General features: G+C 58.6%; 17 protein-coding genes. 12 read left to right on the top strand and 5 right to left on the bottom strand.

Features of this window, described 5'->3' with window-relative positions:
• From KQ933_RS32950 to KQ933_RS32925, 6 genes are all read left to right on the top strand, one after another.
• On the top strand, nucleotides 1-1,161 hold the full coding sequence (locus KQ933_RS32950) for an alpha-hydroxy acid oxidase (protein WP_216761092.1): 1,161 nt from the start codon (nucleotides 1-3) through the stop codon (nucleotides 1,159-1,161).
• 134 nt (nucleotides 1,162-1,295) lie between these two features.
• Nucleotides 1,296-2,333 carry an ABC transporter substrate-binding protein gene (locus tag KQ933_RS32945; protein ID WP_216761091.1) on the top strand — a complete coding sequence of 346 codons (1,038 nt, stop codon included), beginning with the start codon at nucleotides 1,296-1,298 and terminating at the stop codon, nucleotides 2,331-2,333.
• An 8-nt stretch (nucleotides 2,334-2,341) separates the two neighbouring features.
• Nucleotides 2,342-3,187, top strand: a complete 846-nt coding sequence (locus KQ933_RS32940) for an ABC transporter ATP-binding protein (RefSeq protein WP_216761090.1) — start codon at nucleotides 2,342-2,344, stop codon at nucleotides 3,185-3,187.
• Complete coding sequence (locus KQ933_RS32935) at nucleotides 3,184-4,005, top strand: ABC transporter permease (protein WP_216761089.1); 822 nt, start codon at nucleotides 3,184-3,186, stop codon at nucleotides 4,003-4,005. Before KQ933_RS32940 ends, KQ933_RS32935 begins: the two co-directional genes overlap by 4 nt.
• A 178-nt stretch (nucleotides 4,006-4,183) precedes the next feature.
• Nucleotides 4,184-5,053 carry a phosphate ABC transporter substrate-binding protein gene (locus tag KQ933_RS32930; protein WP_216761088.1) on the top strand — a complete coding sequence of 290 codons (870 nt, stop codon included), beginning with the start codon at nucleotides 4,184-4,186 and terminating at the stop codon, nucleotides 5,051-5,053.
• A 47-nt stretch (nucleotides 5,054-5,100) separates the two neighbouring features.
• The gene (locus KQ933_RS32925; RefSeq protein ID WP_216761087.1) at nucleotides 5,101-6,141 is read left to right on the top strand and encodes an amidohydrolase family protein; all 1,041 of its coding nucleotides are present in this window, start codon (nucleotides 5,101-5,103) and stop codon (nucleotides 6,139-6,141) included.
• A gap of 11 nt (nucleotides 6,142-6,152) precedes the next feature.
• On the opposite strand, the gene KQ933_RS32920 is transcribed toward KQ933_RS32925, so the two are convergent.
• Nucleotides 6,153-6,527, bottom strand: coding sequence for a hypothetical protein (locus KQ933_RS32920; RefSeq protein ID WP_253958479.1), 375 nt, complete (start codon nucleotides 6,525-6,527; stop codon nucleotides 6,153-6,155).
• A 77-nt stretch (nucleotides 6,528-6,604) separates the two neighbouring features.
• Here KQ933_RS32920 and KQ933_RS32915 point away from each other — a divergent pair, with 77 nt between their 5' ends.
• The 4 genes from KQ933_RS32915 to KQ933_RS32900 are packed head-to-tail and all read left to right on the top strand — an operon-like array spanning nucleotide 6,605 to nucleotide 9,460.
• Nucleotides 6,605-7,714, top strand: coding sequence for a zinc-binding dehydrogenase (locus tag KQ933_RS32915; protein ID WP_216761086.1), 1,110 nt, complete (start codon nucleotides 6,605-6,607; stop codon nucleotides 7,712-7,714).
• A gap of 9 nt (nucleotides 7,715-7,723) precedes the next feature.
• A complete protein-coding gene (locus tag KQ933_RS32910; protein WP_216761085.1) occupies nucleotides 7,724-8,401 on the top strand; it encodes an RraA family protein in 678 nt (225 codons plus the stop codon).
• A gap of 14 nt (nucleotides 8,402-8,415) precedes the next feature.
• Nucleotides 8,416-9,264 (top strand): alpha/beta fold hydrolase, encoded by an 849-nt coding sequence (locus KQ933_RS32905; protein ID WP_216761084.1) that lies wholly within the window; start codon nucleotides 8,416-8,418, stop codon nucleotides 9,262-9,264.
• 7 nt (nucleotides 9,265-9,271) lie between these two features.
• Complete coding sequence (locus KQ933_RS32900) at nucleotides 9,272-9,460, top strand: hypothetical protein (protein ID WP_216761083.1); 189 nt, start codon at nucleotides 9,272-9,274, stop codon at nucleotides 9,458-9,460.
• A gap of 275 nt (nucleotides 9,461-9,735) precedes the next feature.
• Here KQ933_RS32900 and KQ933_RS32895 read toward each other — a convergent pair whose 3' ends face one another.
• Genes KQ933_RS32895 through KQ933_RS32880 form a run of 4 tightly spaced genes read right to left on the bottom strand, consistent with a single transcriptional unit; the run spans nucleotide 9,736 to nucleotide 13,491 of the window.
• On the bottom strand, nucleotides 9,736-10,746 hold the full coding sequence (locus KQ933_RS32895; RefSeq protein WP_216761082.1) for an FAD-binding oxidoreductase: 1,011 nt from the start codon (nucleotides 10,744-10,746) through the stop codon (nucleotides 9,736-9,738).
• Between the two features lie 16 nt (nucleotides 10,747-10,762).
• Nucleotides 10,763-11,632: an IclR family transcriptional regulator gene (locus KQ933_RS32890; protein ID WP_253958478.1), complete on the bottom strand. Its 870-nt coding sequence runs from the start codon at nucleotides 11,630-11,632 to the stop codon at nucleotides 10,763-10,765.
• Nucleotides 11,633-11,669: 37 nt separating this feature from the next.
• Nucleotides 11,670-12,194: a hypothetical protein gene (locus tag KQ933_RS32885; RefSeq protein ID WP_216761081.1), complete on the bottom strand. Its 525-nt coding sequence runs from the start codon at nucleotides 12,192-12,194 to the stop codon at nucleotides 11,670-11,672.
• Nucleotides 12,195-12,204: 10 nt separating this feature from the next.
• Nucleotides 12,205-13,491 (bottom strand): Rieske 2Fe-2S domain-containing protein, encoded by a 1,287-nt coding sequence (locus KQ933_RS32880; RefSeq protein ID WP_216761080.1) that lies wholly within the window; start codon nucleotides 13,489-13,491, stop codon nucleotides 12,205-12,207.
• 174 nt (nucleotides 13,492-13,665) lie between these two features.
• Here KQ933_RS32880 and KQ933_RS32875 point away from each other — a divergent pair, with 174 nt between their 5' ends.
• Both KQ933_RS32875 and KQ933_RS32870 read left to right on the top strand, forming a co-directional pair.
• Complete coding sequence (locus KQ933_RS32875) at nucleotides 13,666-13,983, top strand: non-heme iron oxygenase ferredoxin subunit (RefSeq protein WP_216761079.1); 318 nt, start codon at nucleotides 13,666-13,668, stop codon at nucleotides 13,981-13,983.
• Between the two features lie 165 nt (nucleotides 13,984-14,148).
• Nucleotides 14,149-14,430, top strand: coding sequence for a WGR domain-containing protein (locus KQ933_RS32870; protein ID WP_216761338.1), 282 nt, complete (start codon nucleotides 14,149-14,151; stop codon nucleotides 14,428-14,430).
• Nucleotides 14,431-14,440: the final 10 nt, after the last annotated feature.

The following is a 14,440-nucleotide window of genomic DNA, read 5'->3' as shown; positions in this document are numbered from 1 at the left end:
ATGAACAAGGACGTTGCCAATGCCATCAATATCGATGATCTCAAGCAACTTGCACTGCGCCGACTCCCTCGCATTGTGTACGACTATATCGAAGGCGGTGCGGAAGACGAAACCACTTTAGGCGCCAACCGGGAAGCGCTCCGGGCGATCTGTTTTGTCCCACGCATCCTGGCGGGTGGATCGGTCAACACTGAAACAGAGCTCTTCGGCCAGACATACAGCGCTCCGCTTCTGATTGCCCCTACCGGGCTCAACGGTTTGTCATGGCGTGACGGCGATTTGGCGCTCGCCAGAGCAGCCGAGGCTGCCGGGCTCGGTTTTTGTCTTTCGACCGCTTCAAGCTGCGCTTTGGAGGAAATTACCCCCCGGGTCAGCAGTCGCCGCTGGTTCCAGCTATATCCTTGGGGAGAACCGTCGTTCAGTAGACGACTGATCGATCGCGCCGCATCGGCAGGTTTCGATGGCCTGATCGTCACCGTCGACTCACTGGTGCCGGGGAAGCGCGAACGCGATCTTCGAAACGGTTTTGCGCACAACATTCGCTGGTCTGTCAGAGTGTTGTTGGACGGCCTGATGCACCCACGTTGGCTCGGCGCGGTGTGGCTGCGTGGCGGGGCAGCCAGGCTGGAGAACCTCGCAGACTTCCTACCATCGAATGCAACGGCGAGGCAAATGGCGGATTTTTCCAGAATGCAACGAAACCCGTCATTCGCCTGGCGGGACCTCGCACACATCAGGGAAGCGTGGAAAGGACCTCTCCTGGTCAAAGGCATTCTCTCCTCGGCGGACGCAGTGAGGGCGGTCGAACAAGGCGTCGATGGGATCGTCGTCTCCAACCATGGCGGCCGCCAGTTGGATTGCGCGCTGCCGACCGCCCATGCCCTTGCCGATATCGCCGCAGCAGTAGGGACAAAAACCACCTTGCTGGTTGACGGCGGCTTCGAACGAGGCGCCGACATCGCCAAGGCCCTTGCTCTGGGAGCAAAGGCCGTTCTCGTCGGCAGGTCGGCGCTTTACGGGTTGGCGGCAGGTGGCCAGCGCGGCGGGGAACGCGCGCTGTCGATCCTGACCGATGAGCTGCGCCGGACCATGCGCTTGACGGGATGCGCGACGGTCGAAGAGCTCGCGACGTTGGAACTGCGACGAAAGGCCTTTTGGTGACGGGACGGCCCCGCCGGATTTGACATAGATCCCACGTGTCTATACGCTTCTAATTACGGAACGTAGTTCCGCATAGAGGAACATAGCGTTGCGGGGGGTAGGATCGTGGCGGTTATGTTTGAACGGAGGAGAGCATGAAAAATCTGTTATTTGGCACCGTTACTGTAGCGTCGTTAGCGTTAGGCTGTCTTGGGACGATGGCAGCCGATGTGGCGACCGTTAATGTCGGTATTGTTAACTCCAGTAGTGACGTGGCGTTCTTTATCGCGGACAAAAAGGGCTACTTCAAAGAAGAGGGGATCGAAGCCAAATTCATCCCCTTCGATGCTGGTGCAAAAATGGTAGCGCCCCTTGGAGCAGGGCAGCTCGACGTTGCGGGTGGATCACCCTCGGTGGGCCTCTACAACGCCGTAGCCCGCGGCATAGGGATCAAGATCGTGGCGGATAAGGGCTCCACACCACCCGGCTACGGCTACCAGCCGCTCCTGATCCGGAAGGATCTTATTGACAGCGGGAAGTTCAAGACGCTTGCAGATCTCAAGGGGCTCAAAATTGCCGGTAGCGCCAACGGCAGTGCTTCCACTTCGACCATGAACGAGGCCTTGAAGAAGGGCGGACTGAAACCTGCTGACGTCGAGCGGCTCTACCTGTCATTTCCCCAGCATGTAATGGCTCTGGAGAACAAGGCGGTCGACGCCGCACTCACCACGGAGCCGTCGGCGACCGAAGCCATCCGGCGCGGTGCCGCGGTGCGGTTCATGGGCGACGATCAGATCTACCCAAACCACCAACTCGCAGTCGTGCTCTATGCCACCGATTTCGTCGAGCACCACCACGACGTCGCCGAAGCATTCATGCGCGCCTACTTGCGCGCAGTGCGCGACTATAATGATGCACTCGCCAATGGACAGTTGGCTGGACCGAATGCCGAGGAGGTCGTGTCCATCCTTACCGAGTATACATCGATCAAGGATCCCGAGACTTTCCGGACAATCGTCCCACAAGGCACGAACCCTGACGGCAAGCTAAACATGGATAGTCTTCGGACCGACCTTCAATACTTCCAATCGGAAGGCCTGATGGAGGGCGATGTTTCGATCGATAAGGTCGTCGATACCAGTTTTGCGGAAAGCGCCGTGAAGAAACTCGGCCCTTATGAACCGAAGAAGTGAGGCTCGCCATGGCACAAACGTCGTCTTATCTGCGAAGTGTTACAGACGCCATCTGCGACACGACCAAAATCCGGTTGACCGACCTGACGAAGTCGTTCGAAACCCCATCGGGCACCATGACGGCACTCGACAACGTATCGCTTGATATCTCCGAAGGTTGCTTTTTTATGATCGTCGGTCCGAGCGGATGCGGCAAGACCACCCTCCTTCGTATACTGGCAAATCTCGAAACGCAGACCTCCGGCACCGTTGAGGTCAGCGCGCCCTCTCAGAACCGGCCGGGCAACTCGATGGTGTTTCAAGGCGACTCCCTATTCCCTTGGATGACCGTATGGGAGAACGCTTCCTACGGGCTGCGCCTGCGTCACGTCCCAAAGTCGAAAATCAAGGACGTAGTTGGGCACTACCTGGATCGGACGGGCCTGACGCGGTTCGCTCAAGCCTATCCGCATCAACTGTCTGGGGGTATGCGCCAACGTGTCTCCATTGCAAGGGCCTTTGCAAACGACCCGGACATCTTGCTCATGGACGAGCCGTTTTCCGCGCTGGATGAGCAAAACAAACTGTTGTTGCAAGAGGAGTTGCTCAAGATATGGGAGGAGACGCGAAAGACGGTGCTCTTCATTACGCACAGTGTTGACGAAGCAGTCACTCTGGGAGACCGCGTAATGGTGATGTCGGCGCAACCGGGCCGCATCAAGGAAATAATAAATGTCCCGTTCGAGCGCCCGAGATCCGTCCTCGAACTGCGCTCCCGTCCGGCATATGGCGAATTCGTCTACTCGATATGGGGTCAACTGCGCGACGAGGTGCAAAGAGCAAGATCAAGGGATCTCGGGGAGGTAAAGGCATGACAGTGAAGTCAAAGGCAATCGTGAGGAGCGATGTGCGGGCACCGAGGAAACGCCTGGACAGCGACACTCGCGACCGGATCATCAGCGTGGCATCGCCGCTGGTGCTGCTGACTATTTGGGAAATGGCCGCAAGGGCGGGGCTAATTGACCAGCGCTTTTTCCCCGCGCCGACTAAGATCTTCGCGACTTTTCTTTCCCTGGTTTCGGACGGTTCGCTGTGGATTAACACCTGGGCCACGATGCAGCGCCTTTTCTGGGGTACGCTCGTGGGAGGCATCCCAGGGCTCCTTCTGGGGGTCGCGATCGGTCTGTCACGTCCGCTCAAGGCGATCGTTGACCCACTGATCTCGGCAACCTATCCCGTACCCAAAAGCGCAATCTTCCCGCTGCTGCTGCTGATTTGCGGCCTCGGTGAAGCCTCCAAGATCGCGATGGTTGCGATTGGGGTGTTTTATCCAGTCCTCATAAATACCGCGACTGGCGTGCTTGAGATCAACAAGATCTTCTTGGACGTCGGGCGTAACTATGGTGCAAATCGCTGGCATGTGTTTTCAACGATCGCGCTTCCCGGCGCGGTTCCACACATCATGAGCGGCATAAAGCTCGGTCTCGGTCTCGGTCTGATGCTCATAGCGATCGCAGAGATGATCGGATCAAAAAGCGGACTCGGCTACATGATCTGGAACGCTTGGGAACTGCTTTCAGTTGAGCAGATGTACGTCGGCTTACTCGTGATCGCGTTTCTCGGCTTTTTGAGTTCGGTTACGCTCAATGAATTGGAACGCAAACTGGTTCCGTGGAAAAAAACCGCACGCTAGGCGCAACGACCAGAACCATAGGCGAAGGCCTTTGTAGGGTCGCACCAGCGCCTTTCCATTCTCCAAGATCGACAATGGCCAGGAGGCCGCTCCCGAGATTGACGGAGATCGGTAAATCACTATCATGTTAAACTGGAACGATGTTCCTTATAAAGGAACATCCTGCTTGGAGGGCTCGATGCCAGATAAATTGCTGCTGCGCACGGCGCTGGGAAAACACGCCCACGTCAAGCCGCTGACGGATGGTCGTGTCTCGTCAAGCCGCGTGACCTTCGAGTTCCGCGATTACGAACCACTGCCGAAGGCCTTCCGCACCATGGTTCGCGGCGACGAGCTCGATGTGTCAGAGCTTGCCGTCGTCACCCATCTTCTTGCACATCACTACGCCAAGCCGCTCACCGGCATCGCCATCCCGCTCTGGAGCCGTCTGCCGCACGCCAATCTCGTTTGTCCGGTCGATTCGGCCATTCGCGAGCCGAAGGACCTCAACAAGACGAAAGTCGGCGTACGTGCCTATGCGCAGACATCGGGTGTGTGGGTGCGCGGCATCATCAAGGAAGATTACGGCGTCGATCTTGGTAGTATCACCTGGCTGACGATGGAGGACGCCCATCTCAGCGAATATACCGATCCCGCAAATGCCGTGCGCAACGAAAGGTCCGTGGGGCTTCGCGAGCTGATGCTATCGGGCGAGCTCTCGGCGATCATGGGCGAGCGCGTCGTCGATCCCTCTGATATCCGCACCGTCGTTCCTGATGGCGACAAGGCAGCCGAATCCTGGATCGAGCGGACGGGGATCGTGCCGATCAACCATGTGCTGACGGTGCGCAATGCGCTGCTCGCCGAGTATTCCTGGCTCGCCGGAGAGCTGATGGAACTGTTCGAAGAAGCGCGCCGCATCGCTATCGAGGAGGATGGCGCAACGCCGCCCCCGGCTTACGGTCTGGAGGCGAACCGCCGCTCGCTGCAGCTTGCTTTCGATTATTCCGCCGACCAGCAGGTTACGCCGCGTCGCTACGAGGTCGACGAACTGTTCGTCCGCATCTGATTGATGCCGGACACCAGTTTTCTTCGATGACGCAAGGAGGATTGCGCATGATCATCGACATTCACGGACATTACACCACCGAGCCCCAGGCGCTCCACCAGTTCCGCGACAAGCAGCTCGCCGGGCTTGCGGACGCCATGCGCCGGCCGACGAGCACCGATCTCGGCATTTCCGACGACATGCTGCGCCAATCGGTGGCGCCGCAGCTGAAGCTCCAGAAGGACCGTGGCAGCGATCTGACGATCTTTTCGCCGCGCGCCGCCGGCATGGCCCACCATGTCGGCACCGAAGCGGTGAGCCAGCAGTGGACATCGATGTCCAACGACCTGATCCATCGTATCTGCAAGCTCTTGCCGGACAATTTTGCAGCCGTCGGCCAGTTGCCGCAACATCCGGGTGCGGCGCCGAAGAACTGTATTCCCGAACTCAGGCGCATCGTCGAAGAGCTCGATTTCGTCGGCGTCAATCTCAACCCGGATCCCTCCGGCGGCTACTGGACCGATCGGCCGTTGACGGATCGCCAGTGGTATCCGCTTTACGAAACGCTCTGTGAGTTGGACGTGCCGGCGATGATCCATGTCTCATCATCTTGCAACGCATGCTTCCATCACACCGGCGCCCATTACATCAATGGCGATACGACGGCCTTCATGCAGCTGCTGCAGGGGGATCTGTTTACGGATTTCCCGACCCTGAAATTCGTCATTCCACATGGCGGCGGCGCAGTACCCTTCCATTGGGGCCGCTATCGCGGCCTGGCGCAGGAGATGAAAAAGCCGCTGCTGACCGAGCACCTGCTGAAGAACGTCTTCTTCGACACCTGCGTCTATCACTATCCGGGCATTGAACTGATGTCGAAGGTGATCCCGGTCGAAAACATCCTTTTCGCCTCGGAAATGCTCGGCGCCGTCAAGGGCATCGACCCGGAGACGGGGCATCATTACGACGATACGAAGCGCTATATCGACAAGCTCGAAACGCTCGACGAGATCAGCCGCTACAAGATTTTCGAGGGCAATGCGCGCCGCGTCTATCCGCGCCTCGATGCGCAGCTGTCACGCCGCGGCCGTCCAGGCATGCCGCAATGATCGCCGCACCATCAGCAGCAGGAAAGATCACTGCTGTCGGAAATAATGGCGTTCTTCATCCAGGGGGGCGGCAGGTCGTCTGCCGTAACCTCGATGGCAGGTTTGAACGCCTTGAAGGCGTGCCGGGTCTCCGGCGCCGTCCAGAAGGTCACGATCGTCTCGATCGGCGGGCAGCCCGGAAGGCCGCAGGTAACTTCCGCAACCATGACCGGAATGTCCTCGTTCAGGCTGAAACGCTCGCGCGTCCAGTCCTTGATTTGGCGGACGGCGTCAATCTTTCCGGCGTTGCGGCTTGCGGTCTTCAGCATGGTTTCCGGCTGGGTTTGGCGGCGCTCGATCGCCCGCTCTCGATCGTCACCATAGGGCGCGGCCGCGCCGCTTGTCAAAAAGGTTTGTCGAAACTGAGGGCTTGCCCTGCAGCACTTCTGCCGCCGGCTCGCAGCCCGTACCAAGGGAGTGAAGCATGACAGAGAAGGTTCTAGCCGCCGTCCGTACCGGCCCGAGCATCATGGATTTCCGTGAGTATCCGATGCCGGATGTGCCGGAAGATGCCGCCCTTTTGAAGATGGAAGTGGCCGGCATCTGTGGTACCGACGTCAAGCTCTTCAAGACGCCGCCGAACAATGCGCCGACAATCATGGGCCACGAGAATATCGGCTACATCGCCAAGGCCGGCCGCGAGTTCACCCGCCGTAAGGGGTTCAAGGAAGGCGATCTCGTCTTCGTCGAACATTACGTCATGTGCGGCAAATGCCAATGGTGCCATCAGGGCCAGTATCGCCATTGCGAGAATACCGACTGGCGTAACAACCCCGAAAGCATCCGTTACGGCTACACCTCGGCCGAGCGCGCCCCGCATCTATGGGGCGGTTTTGCGCAATATGTCTACCTGCCGTGGAACGCCGTCGTCCATCGCGTGCCGAAGGGTGTTACGCCGGAGCTTGCCGGTCTCGTCACCCCGATGGCAAACGGTGTGGAATGGTCGCTCTTCGATGCCGGCGTCGGCTATAATTCGACGGTACTCATCCAGGGGCCGGGTCAGCAGGGCCTGTCGCAGACCGTGATCTGCAAGCAGGCCGGCGCCTCTCTCATCATCGTGACCGGCACGACCAAGGATACGGCGCGCCTGGAAGTCGCCAAGCAGCTCGGCGCCGATTATGTCATCGACGTCCAGAAAGAAGATCCGCTCGCTCGCATCATGGAGATCACAGGCGGCAAGGGCGTCGATATTTCGCTCGACTGTACCGCAGGTGCCGGCACGATCCCGATCGTGCTCGGTGTCGAGGCACTCGTTCGTAAGGCGGGCACGATCCTGGTGCAGGGCGAGATGAAGGAGTTCCCCAACTTCCCGCTTGAGAGGGTCACGACCAAGGCAATCACCATCAAGAGCGCCCGTGGCCACAGCTACCGGGCCTGCGAGCTGGCGCTCGAGCAGATCGCCTCCAATCGCTTTGCGCTCGAGAAGATCACCACCCACCGCTTCGGTCTCAAGGATGCAGCCCTTGCCATCCAGTCGGTCGGCGGCCAGGGCGTGCCCGATGTGATCCACGCATCGCTGTTGCCCTGGGAATAGGAGCGCATCATGACCCTCGGTTTTCGAATTGTGCCGCGTATCCAGAAGGTCGATGCGGCGACCATCGAGAAGTTCCGCACCCTGCCCGTCGCCAATGTCAGCGATGTGATGTCGCGCATGACGGCTGGCGGCCCCGCACTTCGCCCGATGCATGCCTCTGGCCAGATGTCGGGGGCTGCCTTCACCGTGAAAACGCGGCCCGGTGACAATCTCATGATCCACAAGGCCCTGTTGATGGCCGAACCAGGCGATGTCATCGTCGTCGACGCCGGCGCTGATCTCACCAATGCGCTCGTCGGAGAGATGATGCTTTCCCACGCCATGAAGATCGGTGTGACCGGCGTCGTCATCAACGGCGCAGTGCGTGACTATGGCTGGATCAAGGCGGGCACCTTCCCGGTCTTTGCCGCCGGTGTGACGCATCGCGGCCCCTATAAGGACGGCCCCGGCGAAATCAACGTGCCGATCGCCTTTGGCGGTATGGTCATCAATCCCGGCGACCTCGTTATCGGCGACGATGATGGCCTGCTCTGCGTGCCCTACGGCATGACGGAGGAGATCTACACACAGGCCAAGGCCAAGAACGAAGCGGAAGCCAGGACCGTGGCCAATACGCTTGCCGGCAAGCTCGATCCGAAGCTCTGGGTCGACGAAAGCCTGAGCAAGCTCGGCTGTGAAGGCCTGTAGGGCAGGAGGAATTGATGGCAACGGCAGTAATCGATGGTATCAGCACCCGCTATGAGGTGATCGGCAATGGTCCGCCTCTGCTGATGTTCTCGCCCGGTGGTTTCGACGCCACGATCGAGAAATGGCGCACACAGGGTATTTATGTGCAGATCCAGTTTCTGGAGCAGCTGCCCTCGCACTTCACCTGCATCCTTTTCGACCGCCGTGAAACCGGCCAGTCGGGCGGGCGGGTCGAGCGCGTCACCTGGCAGGACTATGTCGCGCAGGCGACTGGCCTGCTCGATCATCTCGGCATCGACAAGGCCCATATCATGGGTGGCTGCATGGGCTGCAGCGTGGCGATGGCCTTCGCCACGGATTTCCCAGAGCGGGTCGACAAGATGGTGCTTTTCTGGCCAGTTGGCGGCGCGCGCTACCGCATGACGGGTCATCAGCGCTTCGCCGAACATCTTGCCTTCGTTCAGCAGAACGGACTGCAAGCCGTCGTCGCACTCGCCGGGGAAGGCAACAAGGCCTTCGGCACAGATCCACGCGGCGGTCCCTGGGTCTCGGTTCTTCGCCACGACAAGGAATTCGCCGAACGCTACCTTTCGATGAATGTCGATCATTACAAGGCAATCATCGCCGGCATGCCGCGTGGCCTTATCGATCGTGACACGTCGCCGGGCGCCGAGCCCGAGGATCTTATCAGGCTCGACATTCGGACCCTGATCGTCCCTGGCGCCGATTTCTCGCATGCGACGTCGGCCGCACGCTACCTGCAGGAGTGCATTCCGGGCTCGGACTATTGGGATATCCCGGTCCCGCAGCTCGAGGCCGAAAACACCAATGCGCGAGTAATCAACTTCCTCTCAGGCAGTTGACACCGGAGTGACCTGGGGCCCCCGTTTTTCCGACGCCAACGCCCCAATGAAGCTCAATGGAGCGGAATTGTTTTTGGGCCTGTTCCTGTCCGGCTTCGCCGAAGTAACTCTCACGCACTTTCGCCGTGACGGATTGAAGGATGACAGGAAGTGCGTCAGCGACGGCTTGATCGTGGTGAATACCTTTTCCATGTGATCAAGATCCGGTGAATGTTGCGGTAGGAACGGTGCAGCAACGGCTTTGCGGGTGGCTGCTCGGATCGTGCCAGCCTTGTGGCAGCCGACATGATCCATGACTGGCATCTCGTCGGGATTGAGTGAGGTTGCCCGAGATCGCCCATCGCTTGTGTCCATCCATGCAACCGGGACCGGCCGCGCTATTCAGGCGGCATCCTTCGCCGGCCAGAATGTTGAACCTGCTTTGAACCCCGAAGATAATGCCCAACCCGGTTCCGCCTAAACAACCGAATTCTAGTAAAACTGGTCGAAATGAACCTGGCGCTGCGGGACGCCAAGGTCGATCAGCATTTTCTGGATGGCCTGCCCCATCAACGGCGGACCGGCGAAATAGATTTCACATTCCGGCAGGCGCTCGGCAAAGAGCTTGGCCGCGACCTCGTGAACGAAACCGCGATAACCGTCCCAGCCATCACCCTCCGCGGGCATGCCCGACACGACGGGATGATAATGCAGCCTGCTGCCGAAGCCCGGAAGCTCTTCCAGCATCTCCCGGCCGCAGATGTCGCGCGCCTCGCGGCCGCCATAGATGAAATCGATCCTCCGCCCGTCGAGTAGAGGCGATACCGCCGCCGCTCGCGTCACCGAGATCATCGGCGACAGGCCGGAACCGCCAGCAAGACAGATGATATCGCGCGGCGAATCCTCGCGCAAATAGGCCATGCCATAGGGGCCGTCGATACCGATCGGGTCGCCCGCCTTCAATCTGTCGAAAAGCATTGAAGTGGCTACACCATTGGGAACGCGCCGGACCTGGAAATGCCATTCCTCGGGCTGGTCGCCTCGGTTCGCCATCGAATAGGCCCGGCTGCCCTTAACGCCATCGAGCGTCAGCAGCGCATACTGGCCAGAAATAAAGGGAGTCGGCGTATCAAGGCAAAACCGGAATTCACGGATGTCATGGGTGATTTCCGTAACTCCCACGAGCACGCCCTTTTGGCGCACAGGCAAATGGCTGCTTTCATATTGCGGCATTAGCCGGAGCTTAATGAGACAGTCGGTGAGCGGCTTTGCCTGGCAGCCAAGACGGCGGCCGCGCTGGCGGTCCCGATCGCTAAGACCCGGCGCATCGGGCCTGAGTTCCTCGATCTCTCCTTCGAGAAGATCGAAACGGCAGTTGCCGCAAGAGCCGACATTGCATTCATAGGGAAAACCGAGACCGGCGCGAATAGCGGATCGCATGATCGTGTCACCGTCGGCGCAGGACCATCTCGTATCGGTCCCACTCAATGTCATCACGGTCATGCATTTCTCCTCATCATTACCTAAGACTATATCCTGGCTGGTAGCCCAGCCGTGACGATACGGCTGCCGCCGCTTCGAGAATTGCTGGCGCGAAACCTTCGATGGATTCGATCGACAGACGCTGAGACGGCCCGGCGACGCCTATCGCTCCGACTACCCCGCCCGATGAATCTCGAACCGGGGCGGCGATCGCTCGGATTCCCAGATCGCTCTCCTCGTTCTCGATCGCAAATCCACGATCGCGAACTTGCGCGAAAATATTCCGTACCTGGATCGGATCGATTATCGTATGGGGCGTCCGCTGCTCCAGCGGCTCACCCATGAGCTTGTCGATGACCGCGTCGCCACTGAAGGCAAAAATGGCGCGCCCCACAGCGGTGCAATGGGCAGGCTTTCGGGCTCCCAGATCGGACTTTATGGAAAGTGCCTGAGGGCTTTCAAGATCGTAAATGTGCATTACCTGCATGTCTGCGGGAATGCCAAGAAGAACGGTTTCTCCCGTATGTTTCCTTAGATCGAAAAGGTATGGGCGCGCCTCGTTCGAGAGGTTCATACGACGACGCACGAGAGTGCCGAGCCCAAAAAGACCGATTCCGAGACGATAGCGTTCGGTTTCCGGATTCTGCTCCAGAAACCCTTCCGCGACGAGTGTGACCGCCAAACGGTGAACGGTGCTCTTGGAAACTTTCAGTCTTTGAGCAAGAGCACTCACTCCGATTTCAGCTTCCTGTTCCGAGAACACCTTTAAGAGGCGTGCGGCCGTAGCAACGGACGACAAGCGGTTCCTTGTCGTCGGCTTGGTCTTTTTTTGGCCTGCCTTGTGAACCAACGGGGCATTCATGGTGGGCGTCTTCCATTTCTTGTCGAGAACTATGGCGTCTTCCATATCATAGCTCCGCAGACTTCCACACCATGACTGACAATCAAGCTCTCAGTGCTGACAGCATTTCGCCGATGTGCTCTTCTCCGTCCGAGATGACGAGCATTGCCGCAAAGGGCCTCATGGCCGTCAATGTGCGATGAAGTTCGTCCGACCGGGCCCGTGCGGCGTTCACGATCAACCCTGTCGTCATCTTGCTACGGACGAAGCACGCGTTGCCAATGATTTCCGCCGCATCTGCCGCCCCCCCCGCAGTCGCAACCATCACGACGATGTCAGCTTCTCCTATCTCTTCTGACAAGCTGAAAGTTCGACCTGTCAGGTCTTCCAGAACGGCGTCGACCGCCAAAATCTTCAGGTTGTCGTTGACGCTGGTTGCACCGACGAAGCTGAGAAGGTGTGCCGTCGGCAGATCAACCTCCTGCGCGAGACGTCGAAGGGCTGCGGTCCCGCGCTGATCAAGGGCGATGACCCTCGACTTCCGTGGGCACGAGTTCGGATAGTTAATGCGGTAGCGTGACTCCTCTTTGGTCGTCACGCGTGCGCTCTCGCTCAGTCCGAGTTGCATTGCGTCCTCCTTAGACGGTTGTCTGCGCTTTGCCACTGACGACGGTGAGGGCTTCATCGACGATATCGATGTATGCCTTCTCGACAGGTAGAACGATGGAGGCCGAACGAACGCGATGGTGTGCCGGGTCCACCCCCGGAGGGACGACGCCTTTCTCTGTAAAGGCTCTCGCCGCTTTCAACAGTCTATGGCGCGCCATGATGATCCCATTGTCCGTCGAGACGAGGTTTTCCTTGGTGCGGTCCACGACCGGCCCCATGCTCTCTTGCAGCGATGCATCCTGCATGGCGATACCTTCGACACCTGAGTATGTGATGCCCTTACGCTGGGCTTCGCGGTCCATCAGGTAGTCGTTGTCCTTATTCGCTGCCGGGCGGTAAGTGCCTGGGACATAGGCGACATGAATTCCCTTGCCGTCCTTCATTGCCTGGCGCTCTTCCGCCGTCAGCGCGCGGACCGGATGATAATCGAAGCTCCACGCCCAGCAGTTTTCGTCGTCAATGGGAATCCAGAAATGTCCGTGGACGGGATGGTCTCCGCGGGGCGGAACCATCGTGAAGGACGGCATTACCCAGGGGGTTATACGCCAGTAGTAGTATCCATCCTCTGCGTTGCGGCGGGCTCCGATAAAAAGTCCACCCTGCATGTCGGCGACCTCGAAGAAGGGACGGGCATCCGACATGTTGTACTGATTTCCACGCGATCCCTTGAAAAGCGGATCGCTATTGAGATTTCCGCTATGAAGCCAGGATACATGGCTGGAATCGATACCGCCCTCCATCGCCTGGAGCCAGTTGCACTCTTGCCAGCGTTTCGAGGTGAAGGTCTGTTCGGACGGAACGAGGGCGAATTCCCATTCCGGGTGTGGCGGCTGCTTGTCGGCAGGCCCCATATAGGTCCAGAGAATGTCGCCGACCTTAATCAAAGGATACGACTTCAGCTTGATTTTGCTGCAGTACCCACTCTCCGTTGGTTCGGACGGAACTTCGATGCACTGCCCAGTCCGGTCATATTTCCATCCGTGATAGGGACAACGAATACCGTGCTCTTCGTTGCGACCGAACCACAGCGATACGCCTCGATGTGCGCAAAACTCATCGATCAATCCGTAGCCGCCTTCGCTGTCACGAACCGCGAGCAAGCGCTCACCCAGCAGCTTGACACGAACGGGCGCGCAGTCGTTTTCCGGGAGTTCCTCTGCCAAGAGAGCGGGTATCCAGTAGCAGCGGAACATGTCACCCATAGGCGTTCCTATGTCGGTCTGGGTCAAAAGATCGTTCTGTTCTTTCCTGAGCATCTCTTCTCCTCCGGATTATACGACGTCGTGGCAGTGATCGTTCCAAAAATCCGATTGACGTCACTTATCTCTTTGCTAAACTGCCACTGTTCCTCTATAGGGAACGGCGTTTCGTTTTAAACTACATGTCGCTAACTGCGACGTCAAGCGGCAGGTAAGGGGAGGAGATTGTCGATGAACGACTTGCGCACGAGGTTGAGGGTATGTTCGACTGAAGATGTCGATTGGGACAGCGCGCTGAGGGTAGAAATCGAGGACCTCGTACTCGCAGTATTTAACGTCAACGGCATGTTCTACGTGACCGACGATCTCTGTACCCACGGACCCGGGTCGCTTTCGGAAGGTTTTCTGGAAGGCCACGAGATCGAGTGTGACTTTCACAACGGGAAATTCGACGTTCGCACAGGCCAAGTGACGGCGCCACCCTGCATGGTCCCGGTAAAAACGTATAATGTGACCGTGGAAGGAACAGATGTGATGATTGACGTTTAATTGCGAACGCGTGATCTGTGTGCTATCGCCGCCGGACAGAGACCGATTGCGGACATACACTTCGCTCCTACGCCGACCCGGAATTTGCGAGGATTGTTCGAAGAACCGAGACCTGACCAGCGCAACATCACCAACGTGAATCGGTCAGGTCGGATCGATTCACAAATGTCGTTGGACGTAGAGCAGTCGTCTTTGCGATTCTGCCGGCATGAGCACGCAGCCTTATTAGAACGCATCGATCCATCGAAGAACATGGCGCGCTACTATGCGCTGTCGGTCGAGCCGACGCTGTTCGGCGAGACGTCATTGACCCGCAGTTGGGGGCGGATTGGCAGTCGCGGTCAGCGTATGGTTCATCTCTTCCGATCAGAGCCGGAAGCGGTCGATCTCTTCCTCGAACTTCTACGTATCAAGCGTGGTCGGGGGTACCGATCGAGAACGTCTTAATGGGGCGTTG

It is taken from the genome of Rhizobium sp. WYJ-E13 (assembly GCF_018987265.1).
GTDB lineage: Bacteria > Pseudomonadota > Alphaproteobacteria > Rhizobiales > Rhizobiaceae > Rhizobium.
The sequence above is the reverse complement of the archived record's forward strand: the minus strand, read 5'-3'. Positions and strand labels throughout refer to the sequence as shown.